The organism is Clostridium sp. HCS.1 (genome assembly GCF_047900555.1).
In the GTDB taxonomy this organism is placed as follows: Bacteria; Bacillota; Clostridia; order Clostridiales; family Clostridiaceae; genus Clostridium.
Window position 1 is genome coordinate 1526374 of sequence record NZ_CP170704.1, and the last position, 24536, is coordinate 1550909.

Annotated in this window: 30 protein-coding genes; all 30 read left to right on the forward strand. The window is 27.6% G+C overall.

Going from position 1 to position 24536, the window contains the following annotated elements; genetic code table 11:
• The first annotated feature begins 61 nt into the window (after positions 1 to 61).
• The 30 genes from ACFYH6_RS07240 (at position 62) to fliF (ending at position 24532) form a co-directional block, all read left to right on the forward strand.
• Entirely contained in the window at positions 62 to 1822 is a 1761-nt protein-coding gene (locus tag ACFYH6_RS07240; RefSeq protein WP_416179571.1) for a DUF342 domain-containing protein, read from the forward strand.
• A 13-nt stretch (positions 1823 to 1835) separates the two neighbouring features.
• On the forward strand, positions 1836 to 2282 hold the full coding sequence (locus ACFYH6_RS07245; RefSeq protein WP_416179572.1) for a chemotaxis protein CheW: 447 nt from the start codon (positions 1836 to 1838) through the stop codon (positions 2280 to 2282).
• Positions 2283 to 2287: 5 nt separating this feature from the next.
• Positions 2288 to 2779 (forward strand): chemotaxis protein CheD, encoded by a 492-nt coding sequence (locus ACFYH6_RS07250; protein ID WP_316342045.1) that lies wholly within the window; start codon positions 2288 to 2290, stop codon positions 2777 to 2779.
• A gap of 15 nt (positions 2780 to 2794) precedes the next feature.
• Complete coding sequence (locus ACFYH6_RS07255; protein WP_316342044.1) at positions 2795 to 3385, forward strand: CheB methylesterase domain-containing protein; 591 nt, start codon at positions 2795 to 2797, stop codon at positions 3383 to 3385.
• Between the two features lie 8 nt (positions 3386 to 3393).
• Positions 3394 to 4158 carry a protein-glutamate O-methyltransferase CheR gene (locus tag ACFYH6_RS07260; RefSeq protein WP_316342043.1) on the forward strand — a complete coding sequence of 255 codons (765 nt, stop codon included), beginning with the start codon at positions 3394 to 3396 and terminating at the stop codon, positions 4156 to 4158.
• Positions 4159 to 4171: 13 nt separating this feature from the next.
• Positions 4172 to 6190: a chemotaxis protein CheA gene (locus ACFYH6_RS07265; RefSeq protein WP_416179573.1), complete on the forward strand. Its 2019-nt coding sequence runs from the start codon at positions 4172 to 4174 to the stop codon at positions 6188 to 6190.
• 14 nt (positions 6191 to 6204) lie between these two features.
• Positions 6205 to 6804 carry a chemotaxis protein CheC gene (locus tag ACFYH6_RS07270; RefSeq protein WP_416179574.1) on the forward strand — a complete coding sequence of 200 codons (600 nt, stop codon included), beginning with the start codon at positions 6205 to 6207 and terminating at the stop codon, positions 6802 to 6804.
• Positions 6805 to 6819: 15 nt separating this feature from the next.
• The gene (locus ACFYH6_RS07275; RefSeq protein WP_316342040.1) at positions 6820 to 7179 is read left to right on the forward strand and encodes a response regulator; all 360 of its coding nucleotides are present in this window, start codon (positions 6820 to 6822) and stop codon (positions 7177 to 7179) included.
• A gap of 22 nt (positions 7180 to 7201) precedes the next feature.
• Complete coding sequence (locus ACFYH6_RS07280; protein ID WP_416179575.1) at positions 7202 to 7600, forward strand: chemotaxis protein CheW; 399 nt, start codon at positions 7202 to 7204, stop codon at positions 7598 to 7600.
• Positions 7601 to 7616: 16 nt separating this feature from the next.
• Positions 7617 to 8612 carry a flagellar motor switch protein FliM gene (gene fliM, locus ACFYH6_RS07285; RefSeq protein WP_316342038.1) on the forward strand — a complete coding sequence of 332 codons (996 nt, stop codon included), beginning with the start codon at positions 7617 to 7619 and terminating at the stop codon, positions 8610 to 8612.
• Positions 8605 to 9741, forward strand: a complete 1137-nt coding sequence (gene fliY / locus ACFYH6_RS07290) for a flagellar motor switch phosphatase FliY (RefSeq protein ID WP_416179576.1) — start codon at positions 8605 to 8607, stop codon at positions 9739 to 9741. Before fliM ends, fliY begins: the two co-directional genes overlap by 8 nt.
• Before the next feature lie 174 nt (positions 9742 to 9915).
• Positions 9916 to 10188, forward strand: coding sequence for a flagellar biosynthesis anti-sigma factor FlgM (locus ACFYH6_RS07295; protein WP_316342035.1), 273 nt, complete (start codon positions 9916 to 9918; stop codon positions 10186 to 10188).
• 2 nt (positions 10189 to 10190) lie between these two features.
• Positions 10191 to 10601, forward strand: coding sequence for a flagellar export chaperone FlgN (gene flgN / locus ACFYH6_RS07300; protein WP_416179577.1), 411 nt, complete (start codon positions 10191 to 10193; stop codon positions 10599 to 10601).
• Positions 10602 to 10622: 21 nt separating this feature from the next.
• Complete coding sequence (flgK, locus tag ACFYH6_RS07305) at positions 10623 to 12458, forward strand: flagellar hook-associated protein FlgK (protein ID WP_416179578.1); 1836 nt, start codon at positions 10623 to 10625, stop codon at positions 12456 to 12458.
• Between the two features lie 11 nt (positions 12459 to 12469).
• Entirely contained in the window at positions 12470 to 13465 is a 996-nt protein-coding gene (flgL, locus tag ACFYH6_RS07310) for a flagellar hook-associated protein FlgL (RefSeq protein WP_416179579.1), read from the forward strand.
• Positions 13466 to 13477: 12 nt separating this feature from the next.
• A complete protein-coding gene (gene fliW, locus ACFYH6_RS07315) occupies positions 13478 to 13900 on the forward strand; it encodes a flagellar assembly protein FliW (protein WP_416179580.1) in 423 nt (140 codons plus the stop codon).
• Positions 13901 to 14004: 104 nt separating this feature from the next.
• Complete coding sequence (csrA, locus tag ACFYH6_RS07320; protein ID WP_416179581.1) at positions 14005 to 14235, forward strand: carbon storage regulator CsrA; 231 nt, start codon at positions 14005 to 14007, stop codon at positions 14233 to 14235.
• Between the two features lie 96 nt (positions 14236 to 14331).
• A complete protein-coding gene (locus ACFYH6_RS07325) occupies positions 14332 to 14682 on the forward strand; it encodes a flagellar protein FlaG (protein ID WP_416179582.1) in 351 nt (116 codons plus the stop codon).
• Positions 14683 to 14694: 12 nt separating this feature from the next.
• Positions 14695 to 14985 carry a hypothetical protein gene (locus ACFYH6_RS07330; RefSeq protein WP_416179583.1) on the forward strand — a complete coding sequence of 97 codons (291 nt, stop codon included), beginning with the start codon at positions 14695 to 14697 and terminating at the stop codon, positions 14983 to 14985.
• Between the two features lie 13 nt (positions 14986 to 14998).
• Positions 14999 to 15382, forward strand: coding sequence for a flagellar export chaperone FliS (gene fliS, locus ACFYH6_RS07335; RefSeq protein WP_416179584.1), 384 nt, complete (start codon positions 14999 to 15001; stop codon positions 15380 to 15382).
• Between the two features lie 150 nt (positions 15383 to 15532).
• Positions 15533 to 17008 carry a flagellar filament capping protein FliD gene (gene fliD, locus ACFYH6_RS07340; RefSeq protein WP_416179585.1) on the forward strand — a complete coding sequence of 492 codons (1476 nt, stop codon included), beginning with the start codon at positions 15533 to 15535 and terminating at the stop codon, positions 17006 to 17008.
• A gap of 5 nt (positions 17009 to 17013) precedes the next feature.
• The gene (locus ACFYH6_RS07345) at positions 17014 to 17337 is read left to right on the forward strand and encodes a flagellar protein FliT (protein ID WP_416179586.1); all 324 of its coding nucleotides are present in this window, start codon (positions 17014 to 17016) and stop codon (positions 17335 to 17337) included.
• A 160-nt stretch (positions 17338 to 17497) separates the two neighbouring features.
• Positions 17498 to 18340, forward strand: a complete 843-nt coding sequence (gene hag, locus ACFYH6_RS07350) for a flagellin Hag (RefSeq protein WP_416179587.1) — start codon at positions 17498 to 17500, stop codon at positions 18338 to 18340.
• Positions 18341 to 18452: 112 nt separating this feature from the next.
• Positions 18453 to 20183 (forward strand): motility associated factor glycosyltransferase family protein, encoded by a 1731-nt coding sequence (locus tag ACFYH6_RS07355; RefSeq protein WP_416179588.1) that lies wholly within the window; start codon positions 18453 to 18455, stop codon positions 20181 to 20183.
• A 10-nt stretch (positions 20184 to 20193) separates the two neighbouring features.
• Positions 20194 to 20481 (forward strand): hypothetical protein, encoded by a 288-nt coding sequence (locus tag ACFYH6_RS07360; RefSeq protein ID WP_416179589.1) that lies wholly within the window; start codon positions 20194 to 20196, stop codon positions 20479 to 20481.
• Between the two features lie 173 nt (positions 20482 to 20654).
• Positions 20655 to 21512: a flagellin gene (locus tag ACFYH6_RS07365; RefSeq protein ID WP_416179590.1), complete on the forward strand. Its 858-nt coding sequence runs from the start codon at positions 20655 to 20657 to the stop codon at positions 21510 to 21512.
• Positions 21513 to 21842: 330 nt separating this feature from the next.
• On the forward strand, positions 21843 to 22238 hold the full coding sequence (gene flgB, locus ACFYH6_RS07370) for a flagellar basal body rod protein FlgB (RefSeq protein ID WP_416179591.1): 396 nt from the start codon (positions 21843 to 21845) through the stop codon (positions 22236 to 22238).
• Positions 22239 to 22240: 2 nt separating this feature from the next.
• The gene (gene flgC / locus ACFYH6_RS07375; protein ID WP_416179592.1) at positions 22241 to 22645 is read left to right on the forward strand and encodes a flagellar basal body rod protein FlgC; all 405 of its coding nucleotides are present in this window, start codon (positions 22241 to 22243) and stop codon (positions 22643 to 22645) included.
• 6 nt (positions 22646 to 22651) lie between these two features.
• Positions 22652 to 22954: a flagellar hook-basal body complex protein FliE gene (gene fliE, locus ACFYH6_RS07380; protein ID WP_416179593.1), complete on the forward strand. Its 303-nt coding sequence runs from the start codon at positions 22652 to 22654 to the stop codon at positions 22952 to 22954.
• Positions 22955 to 22975: 21 nt separating this feature from the next.
• A complete protein-coding gene (gene fliF, locus ACFYH6_RS07385) occupies positions 22976 to 24532 on the forward strand; it encodes a flagellar basal-body MS-ring/collar protein FliF (protein WP_416179594.1) in 1557 nt (518 codons plus the stop codon).
• Positions 24533 to 24536 lie beyond the last annotated feature (4 nt).

Below are 24536 nucleotides of genomic sequence, written 5' to 3' on the forward strand. Positions count from 1 at the left end.
ATAAATTTGTGATATTATTTATTATAGTATTATTAATAAATAAGGGGAGGAACTATTATAAATGCATGAAAGTGAAATAAAAACAAATGAAAACGGAAGTGTTTGTGTAAAAGAAAATAAAATAATAGTGAAAAATCCCATTGGAAACGGTAACTTTCCAATAATTGTTCCACCATTGCAAGAGTGCCTTTACATAAATAGAGAAGTGGTAACTAGGCCTTCTATGGTTAAAGAAGAAGATTTAATTGAATTTAAAGAAATAAAAACACAATATGAGAGAAGCATTGAAATAAACTACAGTAAAGATAAGATGGAAGCTTACATTTCAATAGAATGTAAAAAAGCAAAAAAATACATTTTAAAAGATATGGATCAAGGATATAGTTTATCCTTAGAAGTAATAGAAGAGGAGGGGGAAGCTCCTCCTAATATTACTAAAGAGGATATAATTTTTGAGTTAAAGAAAATGAAAATTTTTTATGGTATTGATGAAGAGGCTATAAATAATATAATTAATATGCAAGAAGCAAAAAAAGTATTAATAGCAAAGGGAAAACTTCCTACAGCACCAATAGAAGATAAAATTAAAATATTTTTTAATAGTAATAGTAGAGATTATGAAGAAAATGAAAAAATAGACTATAGATCATTTAATACTATAACTAGTGTTAAAGCTAATGACATATTGGCCGAAATTATAAAAGGAGAAAAGGGAAAAGACGGAATAAATATATTCAATGAAGTTATTCCAGGAAAACCTAAGAAAAAAAGTAGCTTTTCAGCAGGAAATGGAACAAGATTAAATGATAATTTAATTATAGCTACCATAGATGGAAAACCTAATTTTAGCAAAAATAAAGTTTGGGTAGAACCGCAATATATTTTAAATAAAGATGTTACTATTTCTACCGGGAATATTAATTTTCCAGCTAACGTAGAAATTAATGGCAAAGTCACTGAAGGTATGAAGGTAATTTCTGGAGGGAGCCTTTTAATACGAGGTGGAGTTTTTAGTGCTGAAATAGAAGCAAAAAATTCTAGTGATATCTTAGGAAATGTAGTTAACTCTAATATAAAAATTGGAGGAACTAATTTAATAAAATATGATAGAATTAGTACCTTAAAAGAACTAAAAGAAATATTAATTTCTCTAGTAGCAAATTTAGAGTATTTAAAGAATAATAATTTAATAAAGAATAATTTATCTATTGGTCTATTAGCTAAGTCAATAATAGAGAAGAAATTTAAAAGTTTATCTAAAATACTGATTAAGATTATAGCTAATGCAGCTAAAGATGAAGCTAAGGAGTCGGAGGTAGTTAAATTAGTAAAATCCAAGCTTTTAGGAGCTGCACCAAGTAGTATTAGGGATATCTCTGAATTGGAAAAGATACTTTATAGCATCCAGGAAGAACTTATAGAGTTAGAAAGAGACGTTATTATTGAAGCTAATTTAAATATTGAGTATGCTCAAGAATCAAAAATTAATGTAGTAGGGAATATTAATATATCTGGAAGAGGATTATTTACAAGTGAATTATATGCAACCAAAAGTATTATATTTACAACAGATAAGGCGGTTTGCAGAGGTGGATATTTAAAAGCAGATGAGTTAATAAAGGCCTCTATAGTTGGTAGTGATTCAGGAGTTTTTACAATTTTAGAAGTAGGTAAGCATGGAGAGATTTATGTTGATGTTGCTTATCGTAATACTACTTTTGTAATTGAAAATAAAAAGTATATTTTGGACAAGTCATCAAAAAATATTCATGTATATATTGAAAAGGATGGTAACTTAGCAGTTGATAAGCTACTTCTATAGGAGGATATGAGAAATGAGAGAAATAAAAATATTAGTTTTTAAATTAGGAAATGAATTTTATGCAACTGATATTATGGAGGTAGAGAGAATTTTAGGATATGAAGAGCCCACAACCCTTCCAGATTCTCCAAGCTTTTTAGATGGAGTAATAAACTATGAAAATAGTGTTTTACCTATTATTAATCTTGTAGACAAATTTAAATTAAATATAGAAAATTCATCAGATAAGAAGATAATTGTTGTAAAAAGGAATGATGGAAAATTTGGAATTTTAGTTGATAGTGTTAGCGAAGTAGTAAGTATTTTAGATGAAGAAATTAAAAACCCAGAAAGTATTGCAACTTTAATTTCAAAAAGATATATAAATGGATTTATAAAGAACAAAGAAAATATAATAATAATGCTTGACTTAGAAAAAGTTTTGACAATTGAAGAAGAAGAAATTATTTTTCAGAGGTGAAATTCTTGAATGACAAAAAAGAGGTTAGAGTTGGAATAGCAGATAGTGCAATAGTAGCCTCCCCAGATAAACTAATTACAATGGGTTTAGGATCCTGCATTGGAATAGCTTTATATGATAAAGAGAAAAAAATTGCAGGATTAGTACATATTATGCTACCAGATAGTAAACAATTTAAAAATATAGTAAATCCGTTAAAATATGCAGATTTAGGTGTTGAAACCTTATTTAATGAAATGCTAACTTATGGATGTAAAAAAGAGAATATTATAGCTAAAATAGCAGGCGGAGCATCTATGTTTAATTTTTCAGATAAAAAAGTTATTAGTGATATAGGGAAAAGAAATGGAGAAGCAACTATTAATGCTATAAAGAAATTATCAATTCCTATTATAGGAGAAGATATTGGAGGTAATAAGGGGAGGACAATGATTGTAGAAAGTGAAGATGGATTAGTAATGGTTAGAAGTATTGGTAGTGCTTTAAAGAATCTCTAAAGGGGGTTTTCAGTATTGAGGAGTGATTCAGTAATAGAAAACAAAGACATAATATTAATAGGAGCCTCTACTGGTGGTCCAAATGCTATAGAAAGTATAATAACTAAATTTACTAGAGAATTAAATGCTACAGTATTAATTGTGCAACATATGCCTAGTGGTTTTACTAAATCCTTTGCTGAAAGGTTAAATAAGAAATGTTCTTTACATGTTTTAGAAGCTAGTGACGGTATAAGGATAGAAAAAAATAAGGTATATATAGCTCCAGGGGGATATCATATGACAGTTAAGGAAAAAGGAATTATAAGATTGAATATGGAAGAACCAATATGGGGTGTTAGACCAGCAGTAGATAAACTATTTATATCTGCGTCATCAGTTTATGGAAATAGAATTATATCTGTTGTACTTACAGGTATGGGAAAAGATGGGGCAGAGGGAACAATTGTTGTAAAGATGAACAAAGGGCTAACTATTGCTCAAGATGAAAGAAGTTCAGTAATTTATGGAATGCCAAAATGTGCATATGAAACTGGATGCGTTGATTATGTACTTCCATTACATGATATAGCTTCCAAAATAAAAGACTTAATTAAGAAAAATTAGGAGTATATATGGAATTTATAGATTTTCATAATTGGATTTATAAAGAATTTAAAATTGATTTAAATGCTTACAAACCAGAACAATTAAATAGAAGAATAGGAAGCTTAATGGCAAGGAATGGCATAGAAACTTTAAATGAATATAAAAAAATTCTTTTATCCAATAAAGAACAAAGAGAAAAATTTTTAGATTTTATAACTATAAATGTTACTGAATTCTTTAGAAATCCAGAGTTATTTTTCGAATTGCAAGGAATTATAAGAGATTATAGTAAAGATATTTCAAGATTAAAAGTTTGGAGTGCTGCATGTTCTATGGGCTGCGAACCTTATAGCATAGCCATGATAATTGATAATATAAACCCAAACCTCAAGGTAGATATATTAGCAACGGATATTGATAAAAATATTTTAAAGAAGGCTAGACTTGGAGAGTATCAATCAATAGAAATGAAAAATATAAATGAAGCTTTTAAAAGGAAATATTTTAATTTTATAAATAATAAGTATGTTATTAATGAAAAAATTAAGTCTATGGTTACATTTAAAAGTCATGATTTAATATTAGATAAATATGATAACAATTTTGATTTAATAGTATGTAGAAATGTAATAATTTATTTTAAGAATGATGTTAAGATAAAAATATTTAAAAAGTTTTCTGATTCATTGAAAAAAGGTGGAATGTTATTTGTGGGGGCCACAGAAAGTATATATAATTATAAAGACTTTAGTTTAGAAAAGGTATCTACTTTCGTTTATAAGAAAGTATAAAGGGGTGAATAATATGGATGTATCTCAATATATGAATATGTTTTTGGAAGAATCAATGGAAAATTTACAAACATTAAATGAATCATTATTAGATTTAGAACAAGAACCAAATAATAGAGACAAGTTAAATGAAATATTTAGAGTAGCACATACTATTAAGGGAATGGCTGCAACTATGGGATTTAATAATATAGCAGAGCTTACTCATAAGATGGAAGATATCTTATCGGAATTTAGAGAGGGGAAGCTAAAGGTAACTAGAAATGTTGTTACTATATTATTTGATTGTCTAGATACACTAGAGAGAATGGTAAGTAATATAGAAGAGGGAAATCATAAGGAAGTAGAGTATTTAAATATCATTAAAGAATTAGAGAAAGTAGCAAAATTAGAGGATGTAAATGAAGCAGAAGATATAGAAATTAATAATACAGATGAAACTGATAATCCAATTAATGTATCTTTAAATGAATATGATATATCAGTTATTAAGCAAGCTAGAAAAAATGAATACAATGGAATAAGTATAAAAGTATATTTAAGAGAAGATACTTTACTAAAATCTGCTAGAGCATTTTTAATAGTACAAGAGTTAGAAGCTCAAGGGGAAATAATTAAATCTTTTCCATCTACAGAAGATATTGAAAATGAACAGTTTGAAACAGAATTAATTTTTGTGTTATTAACAAAAACCTCTAAAGAAGATATACAGAGATTAATAACTAATATTTCTGAGGTGTATAAAGTAGAAACCTCTTATGTTGAAATAGATGATTATCATGAAGCTACATTAAGCGATAAAGATGTTATAAATGAAGTTAAAAATTTATCAAAAAATGTTCAAATAGAAAGCAAAATAATTGAACCTAAAGAAATTAAAAATGACAATAATACCTCAAAAAGAGCTCATCAATCAGTAAGAGTAGATTTACAAAGAATTGATAAGCTTATGAATATGGTATCTGAATTAGTAATATATAGGACTAGATTAGAACAAATAGTAATTGATGATAAATCACAAGAATTAATTGAAACCTTAGAGCAAGTAGAAAGAACAACTTCTGATTTGCAAGATTTAGTTATGAAAATTAGAATGCTTCCATTAGAAGTAGTATTTAATAGATTCCCTAGAATGATTAGAGATTTATCTTTAGAGCTTAAAAAGGAAATCAATTTTGTAATAGAAGGTTCAGAAACTGAGCTAGATAGAACTGTTATTGATGAAATAGGAGAACCATTAATTCATCTTTTAAGAAATGCAGCAGACCATGGAATAGAAAGTAAAGAAGAAAGAATAAAAAATGGTAAAGATCCTATTGGGACAATTAAGCTAGTAGCATATCAGGAGGGCACTAAAGCATTAATTAAAGTAAGTGATGATGGCGCTGGTATAAATATTACTAGAGTTAAGGAAAAGGCAGAAGAAATTGGAATAAGTACAGATGGACTTAGTGATAGTGACATAAGAAACCTTATATTTGCTCAAGGATTTAGTACTAATAAAATAGTTACAGACATTTCAGGAAGAGGAGTTGGAATGGATGTAGTAAAAAGCAAAATTTCATCCCTTGGAGGCACCGTTGATGTAGTTAGTGAGGATGGTAAAGGGACAAGTTTTATTATTAAATTACCACTTACTCTTCAAATAATTCAAGCCTTACTTGTTAAGATAGGAGATGAAACCTTAGCAATTTCATTAGGATTTATAGATAGGGTTATAGATTACAAGGAAGAAAGAGTGAAAAAGACTAATGGTGAAGAAGTTATTATTTATAGAGATAACGTTATACCGCTAATTAGGCTTAATGAAAGATTAAATATAGAAAGTAAAGATAGTAATAAAAAATTTATTATTATAGTCAAGGTAGGAGAAAGAACAGTAGGATTACTAGTAGATTCCTTGTTTGGACAACAAGAAATAGTAATTAAACCTTTGGGTAAGTCATTAAAATTCTTAAAAGAATATATTGGAGCTACTATTTTAGGTAATGGATTAGTAACATTAATTCTTGATGTTGCAGCGTTAATATAGAAGGGAAGGGTTTTATGGACTACCAAAATTTAAGTTCATTTCAATTAGATGCATTAAAAGAAGTATCTAATATAGGAGCAGGAAATGCAGCCACTTCATTATCAATTCTTCTTGGAACAAAGATAGATATGTCAGTTCCAAATATGAATTTAATTGCTTTTGATGAACTATTTAATAGTTATAAAGAAAATGAAGTAGTAGCCGTACTAGTAAAAATTTTAGATGATATAGCAGGTAGCGTCTTATATATCTTTGATGAAAAAGTTGCTCTTAATATAATATCAAAGATGACACTAGTACAAGAAGATACTTTATCTGAAATGGGATTTTCCGTAATAGGAGAGATAGGTAATATTATATCATCTTCATTTATGAATTCTATTGCTGATTTTACTGGCTTAAAGGTAACAGCTTCAGTACCAGCAGTAGTAAATGATATGATGAGTGCTATACTTGTATCTACATTTGTAGAAACAGGACAATATCAAGAATATGTTTTAGATATAGAAACTTTATTTATGGGAGAAGAAGAAAATAATATTGAAGGACATTTTTATTTTGTTCCTTCTCCAGGATCATTAGAAAAAATATTAGAGTCACTAGGAATAAAATAGGTTGGAGGTTTTAAAATGAAAAGAGTTTTAATAGTTGATGATGCTGCGTTTATGAGAATGATGATAAAGGACATATTACAAAAGAATGGTTTTGAAGTAATAGGTGAAGCTAGCAATGGAATAGAAGCAATAAATTTATATAAAAAGGAAAGACCTGACGTTGTAACTATGGATATAACTATGCCAGATATGGATGGAATAGAAGCTGTAAAAGAAATAAGATCTTTTGATGCAAGTGCAAAAATTATTATGTGTTCTGCTATGGGACAACAATCTATGGTTATGGATGCTATTAAATCAGGAGCAAAGGACTTTATCGTAAAGCCTTTCCAAGCAGATAGAGTATTAGAAGCTATTAGAAAGGTTGTAGGTTAAATAAAGGTAGGAGGCATATTGGATGCAATTTGTAATATTTAAATTAGGGGAAGAACATTTTGCTGTGGAAACTGATAAAGTTTTAAGTATTAATGATATGATGACTATTACTAAGGTTCCTAAAGCTCCTAATTATATAAAGGGGTTAATTAATTTAAGAGGAAGTATAAAATCATTAGTAGATTTAAATTTATTACTTAATATTAAGTCAGATAAAAAGCAAAATAATATTATTATACTTAAAGTTGATGAAGAAGAGCTAGGTGTAACTGTAGACGAAGTAGAAGAGGTTATAGATATTGAAGAAAATAAGCTTCAAAAGCTAGAAACACATAGTACTGAAGCAAATATAAAAGGAATAATAAATTTAGAAGATAAATTGTTAACTATAATAAATATAGAAAGATTACTTAATCAATGAAAAGTGAGGGATAGAAATGGCAGAGGTACTTAGTCAAAGTGAAATAGATGCTCTTCTTTCTGCCTTATCTACAGGAGATGTTGAGCCAGAGCAGTTAAAGGATAAAGAAGAAAAGCATAAGATTAAAAAATATGACTTTAGAAGTCCACAAAAGTTTTCTAAGGACCATATAAGAACACTAGAAATGGTCCATGATTCCTTTGCAAGGATAGTAAGTAACTATCTTTCAGGACAACTTAGAAAGCATGTAAAAATTGAAATTCAAAGTGTAGAGCAAATTACCTATGAAGAATTTGTTCACTCTATTCCTAATCCTACTATAATAACAATATTTAAAATGAATCCACTACAAGGAAATTTATTGCTTGAAATGAATCCGCAGTTTTCATTTCAAATATTAGATATACTTTTAGGTGGCACAGGACAAAGATATGAGAAAGTTAAAGAATTTTCAGAAATAGAAAAAAATATATTATCAAATATAACAACTGAGATGATAAAGTCTATGGTAATGGCCTGGGATGGAATATTAGATGTAAAACCAGAATTTGAGCTTTTAGAAACTAATCCATCAGCAAACCAAACCTTAGCTCCTAATGAACCAGTTGCATTACTTAGTTTTTTAGTAGAACTAGGGAAAAGTACTACATACATGAATTTGTGCATTCCTTATTTAAGTGTTGAGAAAGTATTAGATAAGTTAGTTGTACAATATTGGTTTAAAAATGATGATGACGAGCTAAATGACGAATCACAAGAAAAGCTTAAAAAGGGAATTGAACCTGTAGAAGTGAACATGCATGTAGAGCTAGGTAAAACAGAAATAACAATAGATGATTTTTTAAAGCTTGTTAATGGAGATGTTTTAATATTAGATTCTCAATGTAGTAATCCAGTTAAAGTATTTGTAGAAGGAAATGAGTGTTTTATAGGAAAACCAGGATCTATAGGAAAGAATATGGGAGTTGAAATTTTAGATATTTTATATAAGGATGTGATTGAGAATGAGTAGTAGTTTTTTATCTCAGGAAGAAATAGATTCATTATTAAAGGGAACAGGAGAAGATACTAGACCAGAAACAATAACAGAAATAGAAAAGGATTTGTTGGGAGAAATAGGCAATATTTCTATGGGTTCAGCATCTACAGCATTATATCAACTTATAAATAAACAAGTAAATATTACAACACCTAAGGTTAGAGTAAATACTTTAAAAAATATAAAAGAAGGATTTGAATATCCTAACATAATATTAGATGTAGAATATACTTCTGGCATAACAGGAAGAAATATTTTAATTATGCAAACTACAGATGCTGCTGTAATTGCAAATCTTATGATGGGGGGAGAGGGGAAAGTATCTACAACAGAATTATCTGAAATAGAAGTTAGTGCAGTTCAAGAAGCAATGAATCAAATGATAGGATCTGCAGCTACTTCAATGGCAACAATGTTTGAAAGAGAAGTAAATATTTCTCCACCTAAATCAATAATATGGAAAGAAATGAATGAAAAAATATCTGAAACAATTCCAGAAGAAGAAGAAATAGTTGAAATTTGCTTTGATTTAACAATAGAAGGATTACTTCAATCTAATATGATGCAAATATTACCTATAGAAACAGCTAAAAAAATAGTTTCTATTATGATGGGAGAAGAATCATATGAAAAGGAGGACGCTATAGTGGATGTTAAAGTAGAAAATAATAATATATTCACAGAAAATGAAGTTGCTTCAGATTATATTAATTCTGCATATAATGAAGCAGCAATAACATCATCACAAAAGGGAAATATAGATAATTCTATAAAAGAAAAATCTATTGAAGTACATGATGCTAGCTTTGAATCCTTAAATCAAGGTAGAGTAGGAGAATCTCATAGGAATATAGACTTAATATTAGATGTTCCTTTAGATGTTTCAGTAGTCCTTGGAAGAACTAAAAAAAGTATAAAGGATATTTTAAATTTAAGTACAGGTTCCTTAATAGAATTAGACAAATTAGCAGAAGAACCAGTAGAAGTACTTGTAAATGGTAAAAAAATAGCCTATGGTGAAGTAGTAGTAGTAGATGAGAATTTTGGAGTTAGAATAACAAGTATTGTTAGTGGAGCAGAAAGAATAAAATCTTTAAGATAATAATACATAGTTTGTGTGCTATGGCACAATGTAAAATAAATAATTAAAAATATACATTTTTAATTAAGGAGCTGGCGACGGCTCCTATTTTTATGGAGTGTTTTTTAATTTAAAAACTAAACTTTTACTTTAGAATAACGATAAATATTATATAAGATATTGTTGGAGGGGATTATGAATATAAAAGGAGTTAATGGAACTAATGTAATTAATTATTATAATAAAGTTACTTCTAATAAAATAGATAAGATAGAAAAAGAGAAAAGTTATGACAGAATAGAAATATCAGAAGCTTCTAAGGCTTTAAAGGATTATTCAATAGATAATAATTATAATAATACAAAAAGAGTTATGGAAGTAAAAAATGAAATTTCTAATGGGACATATTCTTATGATGCTAGACTTATCGCAAAAGGAATTTTAGAAGAAATGAAAGGTAAGAAGTAACAATGGAAAGTAATTTAAAAGCAGTTCTTACTTTAGAAGAAGAAAATTTAAGGGAATTATTAGCCTTACTAGATAAACAATATAAACTTATCTTAGATAAAGATATTTTTGGAATGGAAGCAGTAGCGGAAGAAATAAGATTAAAAAACAAAGAAGTAGCAGAAGTTGAAGTAAATAGGAGAAGATTTTTAGGTAATACTTCAATAAAGGATTATATAAGTAACTCAAATAGTAATGACTTAGATAATTTATATAGAAAAATTCAAAAATTATTAAATGAAATGATATTGCAAAAGGATACAAATGAATTATTAATAAAGCAGCAATTAAGCTTTACAAATAAGCTGCTTAATTTAATAAATCCCAAAAAGGATGTAACTACTTATAATTCTTATGGAAGTGTAAGAAGGTAATGAGAAATTGGAGGAAAGATTATGTCAGGATTATTTTCCACATTTAATATAGCTAAAAGGGGAATGAATGTACAACAAAAAAGTATAGATGTAACTTCACATAATATTGCTAACTCTAATACAGTTGGATATTCAAGACAAAGAGCAAAAATAGAAACTAGTAGGCCCTTTGGTGGCACTTCTATGGGATCATCAGTTCAAGCAGGACAACTTGGTACAGGTGCTCAAATTCAAGCAATTGAAAGAGTAAGAGATAGCTTTTTGGATTATCAAGTTAGAGGAGAAAATGCAATACTTGGAAAGTATGATATGAGGAATAATTACTTATATGAAGTTGAAAGTGTATTTAATGAACCATCAGATACAGGATTATCAACATTAATGGGTAAGTTTTTTGATGCTTTTCAAGAACTTTCAAAGCAACCTAATAGTTCAAATTCTAGAACAGTAGTTGCACAACAATCTGCAGCCTTAGCAGATGGATTAAATGCTACTTATACTAAGCTTGAAAATCTGCAAAGTAATACTCAAGACATGCTAAAGAGTACAGTTACAGAAGTAAATAGTATTTTAGAACAATTAGATAGAGTAAATCAAGAAATTATAAGTGTTACTGTATCTGGAAATGCTCCTAACGACTTAATGGATAAAAGAGATTTATTATTAGATGACTTAAGCTACAAATTCGGTATTCAAGTAGATAAAAGAGAGTTTAATGGAATAGATTTAAAGCCTACTGAAGCAGGGAGTATGAAGGCTGCATTATTAGTAAATTCAAGTCCAAATGGAGATGTATCAAGATTTTCTTATGTAACAAATGTAGAGCAAGATAGAAATGATTTGTCAGGAAGAACTTATATAGTTACTTACTATAAAAATGGTAACATGGATAGTGAAAATAATAGGCAAACATTAAAAATATCCGGAATAACACCAGAACAAGCTAAAGAAATTAAAGACAATAGAATAATATGGGCAGACAAGACAGGACAAGCAGCTAGAGGCGATGGATATCCAATTAGAAATGGTGATACCATAAGCTATTCAGAACTTATGGTATTTAAACCTGAAACAGGAAGTACAAGTGGATTAGTATCTGTACAAAGAGATATTGAAGATTATATGAATCAATTAAATAAATTAGCTAAATCCTTAGCTTTCTCAGTTAATGCTATTCATAGTGGAATAGAAGATCCATTAAATAATACTGGAGGAGCAGATAAAGATTACTTACCTTACTTTGTTAATAAGGATGTTGCTAAATATAGAATAAATGGATTACTTTCAAATTTAGATGAAACCTTAAAGGGTGAAGAGGAAATAACTGCAAAAAATATTTCTATGAATACAGAAATTCTTCAAGATGTAATGAAGATAAAAACCAGAACTCATGATGATTTATTTGCATATACCCATGAAAATAATATAGATGGGGATGGAGATGGAGCAAGAGCATTATCAATTGCTCAGCTTAGAGACTCATTAATAAGAATTCAAGATATAAATGAAACTGTAGTATCTAGAAAAGATATGTTCGATAAATCTAAGGGGGGAAATACACTTTCTAATAATGGATTAAAAGTAGAAAACAGTACATCAGGAATGAAAATGGATGCGTATTTTAAAGATACTATAGATAGACTTGGAGTTCAAGCACAGGAAGCTCAAAGAATGGTAACTAATCAAGAAGATTTACTATATAGCATAGAAGAAACTAGAGCTTCAGTTTCTGGTGTAAACTTAGATGAAGAAATGGCAAATTTAGTGCAATTTCAACATGCATATAATGCTAATGCAAAAATAATATCAACTGTAGATGAATTACTTGATGTAATAATAAATAGCTTAAAGAGGTAGGAGGAAGGTAAATGAGAATTACAAATCAAATGATGTCTAAAAGTTTCTTAAGGGATCTTGGTAGAAATCAAAATTATATGAAAAAAATAAATGATCAGCTTACTTCTGGTAAAGAAATAAGGAGACCTTCAGATAATCCTTTTAAAGTTGCAAGAAGTATGCAATTAAATAGAGATATTGGAGCTAACACTCAATATAATGAAAATATTAAAGATACTACAAATTGGTTAGATACAACAGATACAGCTTTAGAGCAATTAGGAAATAGTTTCCAGAGGTTTAGAGAACTTATGATATCAGCAGGTAATGCAGCCTATGGTAGTGATGAAAAGAAAGCCATAAAGGATGAAATGAATGAAAAAGTAAATGAAATAGCCCAAATACTTAATTCAAGTTTTGATGGAAAGTATATATTCGGAGGAACTAAAGTCAATTCTAAGCCTGTAGCAAGTAGTAGAAATATAGAAACTAAAAATAATTATATTAATTTATCAGGTAATGATGGAGAAGTTCTTTCATTAGATAATTTAGATGAAAGTGTACAAAATCAAATTAATATGATTGGTAAAAAGTTAAATGTAGAAATTTCTCAAGGAGTAACTATGGAATATAGTGTATCAGCTACTGATATACTGATGTTTAAAGATAAAAAGGGTGGTTCTGTAAATGTAATGGAACTTTTGAAGGGAATTACTGATGATATAGATTCTGGAAATCCTGATAATAGTAGTAAGGTAACAAATGAATATTTAAAATCTATGGATGAAACTATAACAAATCTTTTAAAGATTAGAGCAGAAGTGGGTGCAAAACAAAACAGAATGGAAGCAGCAGGAGATCAAAATGATGAGCAAAACTTTAATTTAACAGATATTTTATCACAAACAGAAGATATAGATTTTGCAGAAAAAAATATACAAGCAACAGTTGCACAAAGTGTGTATATGGCATCACTTCAAGTAAGTGCAAAGATTATACAGCCATCACTTTTAGATTTCCTAAGATAGGAGAAGAGGAATATGGAAATATTATCACCAATACATGGAACAATAGTATATGAAGAAGATGAAATAATTACATTTGAAAAAGGAGTTCCTGGATTTCAAGATTTAAAGAACTTTGTTATTAAAGAAGTGGGAGAAGATAGTCCTTTTAGCATACTACAATCAATAGAAGATAAAGAAATTGGTTTTATTTTAATTTCTCCATTTTTAGTTAATGATAAATATGAAATAAATCTAAGTAAGGAAATAATCAATAACTTAAAAATAAAGTCACCTGACGAAGTGTTATTATATTCAATAGTTACATTGAGTTCAAATATGAAGGAAATAACAGCAAATCTAAAGGCCCCAATAGTTATAAACTTAAATACCAAAAATGCAGAACAATATATAATAGATAAAGATACTTACAAAATTAAAGAAAAAATATTCAGTTAATAAACATTTTAGCTATAATTTAAATATAAGAAACTCTATAAGAGTTTCCACAAAAATTATGCATTATGCATTATCCATTATGCATTAAAAAAAGGGGTGTAAGTTTGTTAGTTATAACAAGAAAAAAAGGAGAGTCAATTTTAATAGGTGATAATATAGAAATAACAGTATCTAAAGTAGAAGATGGAAGTGTTAAATTAGCAATTAATGCGCCTAAAGAAATGACAATTCTTAGAAAAGAATTATTTGAAGAAGTTGAAAATCAAAATAAAGAAGCAAGTAATATAAATATAGATATACTAAAAAATCTAAAATTGAATAATAAAAATAAATAAGATGTAGTAATGAATATTTAGTAATTTGGAACAAATTACATCAACAATTATACATTCTACATTCTTAATTTTACATTAAAAAAGGGGGGGTTGAAAATGGATTTAAAGGTTACAAGTCAAGGAGGACAAACTAACCTAAACACAAAACTAGTAGATGAAGTAAGGCAAGTTCCAGCTAACAAGGATGTAGTTAATGCTGTAGGTGCTAAAGATAAGAGTTATAGTAAAGAAGATGTGGCTAAGGCAGTAAATGAATTAAATAAATTATTAAAGGATGAACATACTTATGCTGAGTATTCTGTTCATAAGGATCTTGGAGACATAATGATTAAAATTATAGACCAAGATACAAAAGAAGTTATTGCAGAATATCCACCTAAAAAAATTCTTGATTTAATAGCTAAGATGTGTGAGCTTGCAGGTATAGCTATAGATAAAAAAGCATAATGGGAGGATACTATGAATTTCTTACTTAATAAAATTGATACAGATATGAGAAAAAAAGTGTATGAAAAAACTAAGGATGGTAAGGTTCATAGAAAGTCAGACATAATAATTAATAAGGACAGTGAAAAACAAAAGAAAAAGTTCTTTAATGAGTATGTTAAAGAAGAAAAAAGTAAAAAGGTAAAAGGAAAAATTACTGTCAAAGCTACAAAAATTCAAAAGCCAACTATAAGTCTTAATGGTGAAAAGGAAGAAGATTTAAATACCACAAGTTATGGAACCTTTTTAGATGTTAAAAAGTAGGAGGAAATAATAAATGTATGGCAATAATGCTTTTAATGTATATAAAAACAATAGCGTAAACTACGCATCAAAGGAACAATTATTATTAATGTTAGTAGATGGAGCAGTAAAATTTGCAAAGGTAGCAAGAGAAGCTTTGGCAGAAAAAGATATAAGAAAAAGCCATGAAAATTTAGTTAAAGTCCAAGATATATTTACCGAACTAATGGTTAGCCTAGATCAAAATGCAGGAGACTGGGCAAAACAAATTTATCAAGTATATGATTTTATAAAAACTAGATTATTTGAAATAAATCTAAAAAAAGATGTAACTATGATGGACGAACTTATGCCAGTAATAGAAAGCATAAGAGATACATGGCATGAAGCATACGAAATCTCTAAAAGAATGAAATAATTAAAGAATGAAAAAATGAAAGAATTAAGGATATAATTCAGTTAACTGAAGTATAAAGGAATTTAATTAAAAAATTCATATTGGATGAATTTTTTTAATAATTCTACATTCTACATTTTACATTCTTAATTTAAAACCGGGGGTGTTTACATGAGAATTACAGGCTTAGCAACGGGCTTAGATATGGATGAAATTGTAAAAAGTTCCATGAAGCCTTATAGAATAAAAATTGATAAAAAAGGTCAAGATAAAGAAATTCTTGAAATAAAGCAAAAACTTTATAGAGAAGTAATAAAGGATTCAAGAGAACTTTATAATAAGTATTTTGATGTAACAAAAAGTGATAGTTTATTATTAAGTAAAAACTGGTCTTCAGTAAAATTTGAATCTTCAGATAAAAATGTATTAACTGTAACAGGCTCTGGAGATGCAAAGGCAGAAAATTATACAATTACAGGGAATATAGCAAAAGCAGCAACAGCAGTACTAAAACTAAGTGAAGTTAAGGATAATAAGGTTGTTGTAAATGGAACAGAATTTATATTAAAGGGTGATAATGAAAAAGAAAAAGCTAATGATTTATTTAATCAGTTAAAGACTTCAGGAATAAATGTTTCTGTTAGATATAGTGAATTTGCAGGAGATAGTACTGCTAATGCAGAAGGATTTATCTTTGAATCTACATTATTAGGAAAAGATAATACTTTTAATGTAGAATTAATAGATGGAAAATTGGCTCCCACAACTCCTGGAGAAGATGGAAGGATAGTATTTACAGATAGTAAAGGTGGAGTGCATACTTATGAAGGAATATCCAATACTATAACCTTAGATGGAGTAAGCTTTAAATTTACAGGGGAAATTCCAATTGGTGGTATAACTATAAATGGTAAGCAAGATGTTACAGAAATTAAGGATAAGTTAGTTAAGTTTATAAATGATTATAATACTTTAACAGAAAAGTTAAATAAATTAACTACTGAAAAGAGAAATAGAAATTTTTCACCTTTAACAGCAGATCAAAAGAAAGAAATGTCTGAAGATGAAATAAAACTTTGGAATGAAAAGGTAGAAAAAGGACAACTTTCAAGAGATACTGATTTATCAAGAATATCAAATAGTTTAAAACAAGCTATGAGGACTTTTGTTGATGGCACAGGGTTAAATTTAGAAAAGATAGGTATTTCTCCAGTTGCTGATTATCAAGGAACGAAAAATGGTACTTTTGTTATTGATGAAACAAAGTTAACTAAAGCCTTAGAGGAAAATATACAAGAAGTTATGGATATGTTTATTAAATCAGCACCTAAGGATGAAACTTTATCTGAATCAAAAAAATACTCTAAAATAGGTATAATGAATAGAATTAAAGATGCTTTATATAAAGAAACGATTACAGTAACTTCATCATTATTGAAAAAAGCTGGTTATGAAGGATCATCAACTGCTTATAATAATGAAATAAGAAAATCTATAGAAAGATATGAACAAAAAATGGCTGATATGGAGAAGGATTTTACTCGAAGAGAGCAAGCTTTATATACAAAGTATGCAAATTTAGAAACTATAATGAATAAATATAATTCTCAACAAAGTTATTTATCACAACAATTAGGATTAGGATAGAATTGATGGAACATATACTAGATGAATATAAAAGTATAACAGAAAAAATAATTCAATTTATAGATAATGATGAAGAAGTAATTAAACTTATGGAAGAAAGACAAAAATTAATAAAAAATCTCTTTAGAAATATAGAAAATATAGAAGAGATAAGAAGGCTATATTTAAATAAAGGATTGTTACAGCTAGATAAAAAGTTGGAAATAACTATAGAAAATGAAAAGATAAAAGTAAAAGAAGAAATTGAAATAATTCATAAACAAAAAAATGCAAAAAATGCTTATGAAAATAATAAAGTAAAAAATAATTATTTTAACACAAAAATTTAAAAAAGTTCAAAAAAGCTATAAAGTATAAAATGTATATACGATATATATAATATAAGCTTAAGCAAATAAACTCTATATAGAGATGGTATTAACAGATTTATCTGTTACATATAAATTTATGACAAGGATGTCAATTTAAAAATCAAGGAGGAATTTTATTATGATTATTAATCACAACATGAATGCATTAAACGCACACAGAAATATGGGGATTAACAACACTTCTTCAGGAAAGTCAATGGAAAAATTAAGCTCAGGTTTAAGAATAAACAGAGCTGGAGATGATGCCGCTGGACTTGCTATTTCAGAAAAGATGAGGGGACAAATAAGAGGGCTGGATCAAGCTTCAAGAAATGCACAAGATGGTATTTCATTAATTCAAACTGCAGAAGGTGCTTTAAATGAAACTCATAATATTCTTCAAAGAATGAGAGAATTAGCAGTGCAAGCTACTAATGATACTAATATTGGAGATGATAGAGTACAAATTAACAAGGAAATTAAGGAGTTACAAAGTGAAATTAATAGAATCGCTAGTCAAACACAATTCAATAAAAAGAATTTATTAACTGGATCTTTAGCATCAGGAACTGCATCTATTTTACTACAAGTTGGTGCTAATTCAGGACAAACAGTAGCATTAAAGATTGCAACAATGACAGCTTCTGCATTAGGAGTTGCAAGTGCAGATGGAATTACTATAGCTACTGGTACTGCAGCATCAGCAATATCTGCAATGATTGATACTATTAATACTGCAATAGACACAGTTTCAACAGAAAGATCTAAGTTAGGTGCAATGCAAAATAGATTAGAGCACACAATTGCTAATGTTAATAATACTTCAGAAAATTTAACAGCAGCTGAAAGTAGAGTTAGAGATGTTGATATGGCTAAGGAAATGATGACATTCTCTAAGAATAACATTCTTCAACAAGCAGCTCAAGCTATGCTTGCTCAAGCTAATCAACAACCTCAAAACGTATTACAATTATTGAGATAATAAAATTTATAGGATACTGTTTTTACAGTATCTTTTTTTTATGTGTTAAGTTATTGTTAATTATTTCGAAATTAATAATATAAAAAGATTGAAAAGGAGAAAAGTATCTAGTATGTCTAACTATAAGATTAGTGTTGAAAAAAGTAAAGATAATAAAGATATAATAAAAGTTATAACATCAAATAAATCTATATATTTAGGAAGCAAATATTCTGTTAATAGAGATATTAGTAATTTAAAAAAATTTACAAATGAGCATAATGATAGTAACATTATAATTATAGGCTTATCAACAGGAGAGTATATTGATGAAATTAAAGATCTCATAAAAGATAACAAAATTATAATAATAGAGCCTTGCAAAGAAATATATGATTTATATTTACTAAAAGAAAGAAAAGAAGAAAATATAATTATATTACCTTTATTAAATGAATACATAGATTTAATTAGTTTATATATAAAAAAAATAGCCTTAGAAGGATTTCAAGTTTATGAGAATACAAATTATAAAAATATTTTTCAGGATGAGGTATCGGAGATATACAAGCTTATAAGAAATATTACTAGAAAAATTATAATTTTTAGAAATACTGAAATATTCTTTTCGAAAATTTGGTTTGAAAGTACTGTATCTACTCTAAGGTATTTATATGAAAGTAAGAAAATAAATTATTTTAAAGATATATATAAGGATAGACCAGCTATTATAGTTTCAGCAGGGCCATCCTTATCCAAGAATATTAAAGAAATTAAAAAATTCCAAGATAAATCTGTCATTTTTACAGGAGGCAGGACTTTAAGAGCACTAATTAATGAAGATATAAACCCAGACTTCTTATCGATTGTAGATGCACATGATCTATCCTACGAATTAGTTGAAGATATAATAGAAAGTAATAATACAACGTTAGTACATTCAGAGATTTTACCTAATAATATTATGGATAAGCATAAGGGAGAGAAAATTTTTTTCCCTTATAGAGGATGGATTAAAGATTTAGTTAATGGACCGGATTATCAATTTTGCTATAGTTCAGTAGCTCATACTTGTACAAAAATTGCCATGTATATGGGATGTAATCCAATTATATTTGTAGGACAAGATTTGGCATATACAGATGATAAGGTTCATGCTGATAATGCAAAGTTTATTCAAGAAAGAAATAAGGATAAAGAAGATATAGATAAGGTGAAAAGTAATTCTGACATATATGTAAAGGATATTAATGGGAATTATGTGAGGACAAGTACCACTTTGGATTTGTTTAGGCAACAGTTTGAAGAAATAATTGAAGAAAATAAGGATATTGAATTTATAAATTCTACTGAAGGTGGAGCAGATATTAAGGGAACGACAGTTAAGAAATTAATAGATAATACTTCATTACTGAATAATTTAAAGAAAAAAGAAAGTATTAATATTAATGACACAAGAATAGATATAGCTTTAAATAAAGAGGATATAGAAAATATATTTAATAAGAGTATAGAGTATTTAGAGAAAATTATTTCAAAATTACAGGAAGCAATTAAACAAAATGAAAAATATTATAATCACTATATTGGAAACAATAAAATATTAAAAAGTGCATTAAAAATATTAGATGAAACTGATAGAATGGTAAAAGAAATACCAAGTGAAGTCAAATTTATAGAGTATTTATTTTCAGAAACAATAAATATAGTTTTATATGATCCTAAATATAAAATAAAATATAATGATTCTGAACTTACAAAAGCAAAAAAGATATATGAAAAAAGTAAAATATTATATGAAAATATATTAAAGGAAGCCATTTATGCAGTAAATTATATAAAAAATAAAAAAATAAGTATATGAGGTATATATTATGGATATAGAAAATCAATTAAAAATAATCAATAAAGAAGTTTATGAATTTAACAATGAAATTAGAAATAATTCTAATATAATTGATTATAATAAATTTATTGTAATAATAGATTTGCTAGATAAATTTATTAGTAATATTTCTGTAGATTCTAAATATAATTATGATAATATTAAGAGTAACAATATTTTAAGTGAAATATTAGAGGCTTTTAATAATAATGATTTAATATTAGTAACTGATTTATTGGAGTATGAATTGTTAGATCTAATAAATAGTATTTTTTAATCTATTAATTTCTTTATGATATTAAACTTATATAGGTTATAGTATTTGAAAATAAAGGAATATATATAATTCAATAATGCTTTAATAGAATTATGAAAGCATTAATAGATTATAGAAGTAGTCCTAAATTTAAATTATAAATAAATATTATTTGTATGAATGGGAGAGATATTATGAGATTAAATCAAAATATGCAATCTTTAAATGTATATAGAAATTACAAGAAAAACTTGGTTTCTCAATCAGTAGCTTTAGATAGAGTTAGTACTGGAACAAAAATTAATTCTGCAAAGGATAATCCTAATAAGCTTGGAGTAAGTGAAGGTCTTAGATTACAAATAAGAAGTCTTCAAATGGCAGAAAGAAATATTCAAGATGGTGTATCTATGATGCAAGCAACAGATGGAGCATTATCTAATGTTAGTGAATCATTAATTAGAATAAAAGAATTAACTGTACAAGCTGGTGGAGTTAATTCTGAAAGTGACTTAGCTATAATTCAAAATGAAATAGAGCAAATTAAACAAGGTATAGATTATACAGTTAATAATTCTGAATTTAATGGAGTAAAATTATTAAATTCAGATAAAGTAACTACTAATGATTATCCAAAGTATTTAAAGCATGTAGTAGGAGCCAATGCACAGGAAGAAATAGAAATTCCAATATATAATTTAACTACAGATGGTCTAGGTGATAAAATAGGAAATACTTTAAACACATTAGATGTTACTAAAAAAGAAAATTTAGATAAAAATATTAGTATAGTTGATGCAGCTATTAGCACTGTTAATTCTGTAAGAAGTAGATATGGAGCTATTCAAAATAGGATGGAAACATCTTCAGAAAACCTAGGTGGCAGCTCATATAATTTACAAAATGCAGAAAGTAGAATTAGAGATACTGACATAGCTTTAGAAATGGCTGAATATGCAAGGACATCAGTCCTACATGAAACTTCAATTGCATTAATGCAACAAACTAATAGATTTCCACAAGAAATTTTAAGAGTACTTGAAAATATGAAGTAAATAATAAAGAGAAGTTCTTGGAACTTCTCTTTTTTAATGAATTTTAATTAAATTTTAATAATTTAATATTGACAGGTAAAAAATGTATTAAAATATAAAATTAAATAAAACATTTAAAAATATTAATAAAAATACGAAAAATGTAGAAAAATAATATCCATTTTATATGAAAATATTATAGAAAAATAATTTATATTAAATTATAATGTAAATACAGGTAATTTTTGCATACTATTAGTTGAATAATTATACTTTTTAATTAAAATAAAAGAATTAATAAAAATAAAGATTTAAAATGTAAAAATATAATATTTGTTGGGGGAGAAGTTTATGAATATTAGTAATGATGTTTCAATGCAATTTATTAAATTAGGATTAGATGCTTCTGCATTAAGGGGTAAGGTTATAGCTAACAATATGGCTAATATTAATACTGATAATTTTAAAAAATCCTATGTTTCTTTTGAAGAAAACTTAAATGATGTAAAGAATGACTTTATATTAAAAAGAACTAAAAAAGTGCATTTGAATGGAGAATTAAATGATTCATTAATATCTGTTAAAGAAGATACTAGTACAAGTATGAGAACAGATGGTAATAATGTAGATATGGATTTAGAAAAAGTGAATCAAGCTGCCAATACTTTAATGTATAATGCTCTAATAACTCAAGCAAATTCAAAGCTTAATATGACTAAAGCTGTAATATCAGGAGGTAATGTTTAATTATGGGGTTATTTAATACTATGAGAATAAGTGCCAGTGGTTTATCTGCTGAGAGACTTAGAATGGATACTATAACATCTAATATGACAAATGCAACAACTACTAGAGGTGAAGATGGAAAGCCCTATATAAGGAAAATAGCTGTTTTTCAAGAAAATTTGGATAAGGAGAAGGGGCTAAATGGAGTTAAGGCTGTTGATATAGTAGATGATAAATCCCCTTTAAAAAGTGTATATGATCCTACACATCCAGATTCGGATGAAAATGGATATGTTACTATGCCAAATGTAAATTTATTAAATGAAATGGCAGACATGATTGCAGCATCTAGGTCTTATGAGGCTAATATAGATACACTAAATGCAACAAAAAGTATGTTTACAAAAACATTAGAGTTAGGGAGGTAGCTTATAGTGATAATTAATAATTTTGTTCCAGTAGAAAAGATTTTCGAAAACACTAATACAGCTTCTGGTATTAGTAATAATAATCCTTCAAATAAATTTCAGGACATTCTAAAGGAAAATTTAGATAAGGTAAATCAAGAGCAGATAGAGGCAGATAACATAACTAATGATTTCATTGCAGGAAAAGATGTAGATATTCATGAAATGATTCTTAGTATGGAGGAAGCAAAGATGTCACTTCAACTAGCTATTCAAGTAAGGAATAAGGTTGTAGAGGCGGTTCAAGAATTAAATAGAATGCAATTGTAATACGAAGGAGTGCTATTATTAATGGATAAGCTTAAAGAGGTTCTTAGTAAGCTATGGGGAAGATTTAAGACATTTAATAAGGGTATAAGAATAGCCATAATTGTTACAATAATTACTTTTATTATCGCAATTATATCAATGTTTTTTTATAACTCATCAACTAAGTATAAAGTTTTATTCTCTAGCTTAGAAGCAACTGATGCACAAGTTGTAATTAATAAGCTAAATGAGAAAAAAGTAGATATGAAAATAGAAGGAGATACAATACTAGTACCAAAATCTGAAGTAGACCAATTAAGATTAGAATTGGCACCAGAGCTATCAGATGGAAGTGCTGGTTATGAACTTATGGATTCAGCTAGTTCTTTTGGAATGACTGATGAAGAATTTAAACTTAAAAAATTAAGAATGCAGCAAGGGGAATTAGAAAAAACTATTAAAAGCTTCCCTCAAGTAGAAACTGCAAGAGTACATATAACACCATCAAAGGATTCAGTATTTGTAGAAGATAAGGAGCCTGGTAAAGCAGCTGTTTATTTAAAAATATCTTCAGGAAATAAATTAACTAAGGAGCAAGTTAAGTCAATAGTAGCACTTGTTTCTAAAAGTACAGAAAATGTTCCAGAAGAAAATATTGAAGTTGTAGATGATAACATGAATTTATTAACAGAGGGTTTATTTGATGAAAATAATGTAGCTGTAAGTTCTGATGCAATAAGTCAACAATTTTCATTAGAAAAGAAATATGAAGAGGAACTACAAAAATCTATTATTCAGTTATTAGAGCCTGTAGTAGGAAAAGGTAAGGTTAAAACTTCTATAAATGTAGACTTGGATTTTGATTCAAGACAAAAAACGGAAACAGTAATAGATCCTAATAAAGTTATAGTAAGCCAACAAGTAATAAAAGAAATAAATGGAGAAAATGCTGGAGAATCTACAGCTAGTCCCGTAGATAACAATATGGGAAATACTATAGATGAAGAAAATAACAATAATGGATCTTCTAGAGAAGAAGTAAATACAAATTATGAAAGTGGAAAGACAGAAACAAAGACAATAAGTGCACCAGGTGAAGTTAAAAGATTAACAGCTTCAGTTTTCATTGATGGAAATATTGAAGGAAATGTACAAAGTGCCATAGAACAATCTGTAGCTAATGCTATTGGTATAAAAACTGATAGAGGAGATAGTATTTCAGTGGTAGGAATGACCTTTGATCCAGCTAATAAGTCAGAATTAGGAGAAGGAACAGAAGCAAATGGAGATTTAGCTCTACAAAATAGAAATAGAATTATTTTATATTCTATACTAGGGATTTTAGGATTAATTCTAGTTATAGTAACTTTAATAATCCTTAGAAGAAGGAAAAAGAATAATGAAGAAAAGGAAAGTTTATTAGACGTTGTAATTGACGACAGAACTGCTAATAAAATAAATGAAGAAATTCCAAGCATTGACTTTGAAACTGTTAATCCAAAAGCACATATTGAAAATGAAATAAAGAAATATGCAACAGATAAACCAGATCAAGTTGTAGATATAATAAAAGCTTGGTTAGCTGAAAGTGAGAGGTGATAAT

What these genes read in the sequence shown, in the direction of transcription:
- ACFYH6_RS07330 (WP_416179583.1), top strand. Translation starts at nt 14,695, where the DNA reads ATGAATTTCTTACTTAATAAAATTGATACAGATATGAGAAAAAAAGTG.
- ACFYH6_RS07240 (WP_416179571.1), top strand. Translation starts at nt 62, where the DNA reads ATGCATGAAAGTGAAATAAAAACAAATGAAAACGGAAGTGTTTGTGTA.
- fliF (WP_416179594.1), top strand. Translation starts at nt 22,976, where the DNA reads ATGGATAAGCTTAAAGAGGTTCTTAGTAAGCTATGGGGAAGATTTAAG.
- ACFYH6_RS07365 (WP_416179590.1), top strand. Translation starts at nt 20,655, where the DNA reads ATGAGATTAAATCAAAATATGCAATCTTTAAATGTATATAGAAATTAC.
- ACFYH6_RS07265 (WP_416179573.1), top strand. Translation starts at nt 4,172, where the DNA reads ATGGATGTATCTCAATATATGAATATGTTTTTGGAAGAATCAATGGAA.
- flgL (WP_416179579.1), top strand. Translation starts at nt 12,470, where the DNA reads ATGAGAATTACAAATCAAATGATGTCTAAAAGTTTCTTAAGGGATCTT.
- flgN (WP_416179577.1), top strand. Translation starts at nt 10,191, where the DNA reads ATGGAAAGTAATTTAAAAGCAGTTCTTACTTTAGAAGAAGAAAATTTA.
- ACFYH6_RS07355 (WP_416179588.1), top strand. Translation starts at nt 18,453, where the DNA reads ATGTCTAACTATAAGATTAGTGTTGAAAAAAGTAAAGATAATAAAGAT.
- ACFYH6_RS07280 (WP_416179575.1), top strand. Translation starts at nt 7,202, where the DNA reads ATGCAATTTGTAATATTTAAATTAGGGGAAGAACATTTTGCTGTGGAA.
- ACFYH6_RS07245 (WP_416179572.1), top strand. Translation starts at nt 1,836, where the DNA reads ATGAGAGAAATAAAAATATTAGTTTTTAAATTAGGAAATGAATTTTAT.
- flgC (WP_416179592.1), top strand. Translation starts at nt 22,241, where the DNA reads ATGGGGTTATTTAATACTATGAGAATAAGTGCCAGTGGTTTATCTGCT.
- ACFYH6_RS07275 (WP_316342040.1), top strand. Translation starts at nt 6,820, where the DNA reads ATGAAAAGAGTTTTAATAGTTGATGATGCTGCGTTTATGAGAATGATG.
- flgB (WP_416179591.1), top strand. Translation starts at nt 21,843, where the DNA reads ATGAATATTAGTAATGATGTTTCAATGCAATTTATTAAATTAGGATTA.
- fliS (WP_416179584.1), top strand. Translation starts at nt 14,999, where the DNA reads ATGTATGGCAATAATGCTTTTAATGTATATAAAAACAATAGCGTAAAC.
- ACFYH6_RS07270 (WP_416179574.1), top strand. Translation starts at nt 6,205, where the DNA reads ATGGACTACCAAAATTTAAGTTCATTTCAATTAGATGCATTAAAAGAA.
- ACFYH6_RS07360 (WP_416179589.1), top strand. Translation starts at nt 20,194, where the DNA reads ATGGATATAGAAAATCAATTAAAAATAATCAATAAAGAAGTTTATGAA.
- ACFYH6_RS07345 (WP_416179586.1), top strand. Translation starts at nt 17,014, where the DNA reads ATGGAACATATACTAGATGAATATAAAAGTATAACAGAAAAAATAATT.
- ACFYH6_RS07325 (WP_416179582.1), top strand. Translation starts at nt 14,332, where the DNA reads ATGGATTTAAAGGTTACAAGTCAAGGAGGACAAACTAACCTAAACACA.
- fliD (WP_416179585.1), top strand. Translation starts at nt 15,533, where the DNA reads ATGAGAATTACAGGCTTAGCAACGGGCTTAGATATGGATGAAATTGTA.
- fliY (WP_416179576.1), top strand. Translation starts at nt 8,605, where the DNA reads ATGAGTAGTAGTTTTTTATCTCAGGAAGAAATAGATTCATTATTAAAG.
- ACFYH6_RS07260 (WP_316342043.1), top strand. Translation starts at nt 3,394, where the DNA reads ATGGAATTTATAGATTTTCATAATTGGATTTATAAAGAATTTAAAATT.
- fliM (WP_316342038.1), top strand. Translation starts at nt 7,617, where the DNA reads ATGGCAGAGGTACTTAGTCAAAGTGAAATAGATGCTCTTCTTTCTGCC.
- ACFYH6_RS07295 (WP_316342035.1), top strand. Translation starts at nt 9,916, where the DNA reads ATGAATATAAAAGGAGTTAATGGAACTAATGTAATTAATTATTATAAT.
- flgK (WP_416179578.1), top strand. Translation starts at nt 10,623, where the DNA reads ATGTCAGGATTATTTTCCACATTTAATATAGCTAAAAGGGGAATGAAT.
- hag (WP_416179587.1), top strand. Translation starts at nt 17,498, where the DNA reads ATGATTATTAATCACAACATGAATGCATTAAACGCACACAGAAATATG.
- fliW (WP_416179580.1), top strand. Translation starts at nt 13,478, where the DNA reads ATGGAAATATTATCACCAATACATGGAACAATAGTATATGAAGAAGAT.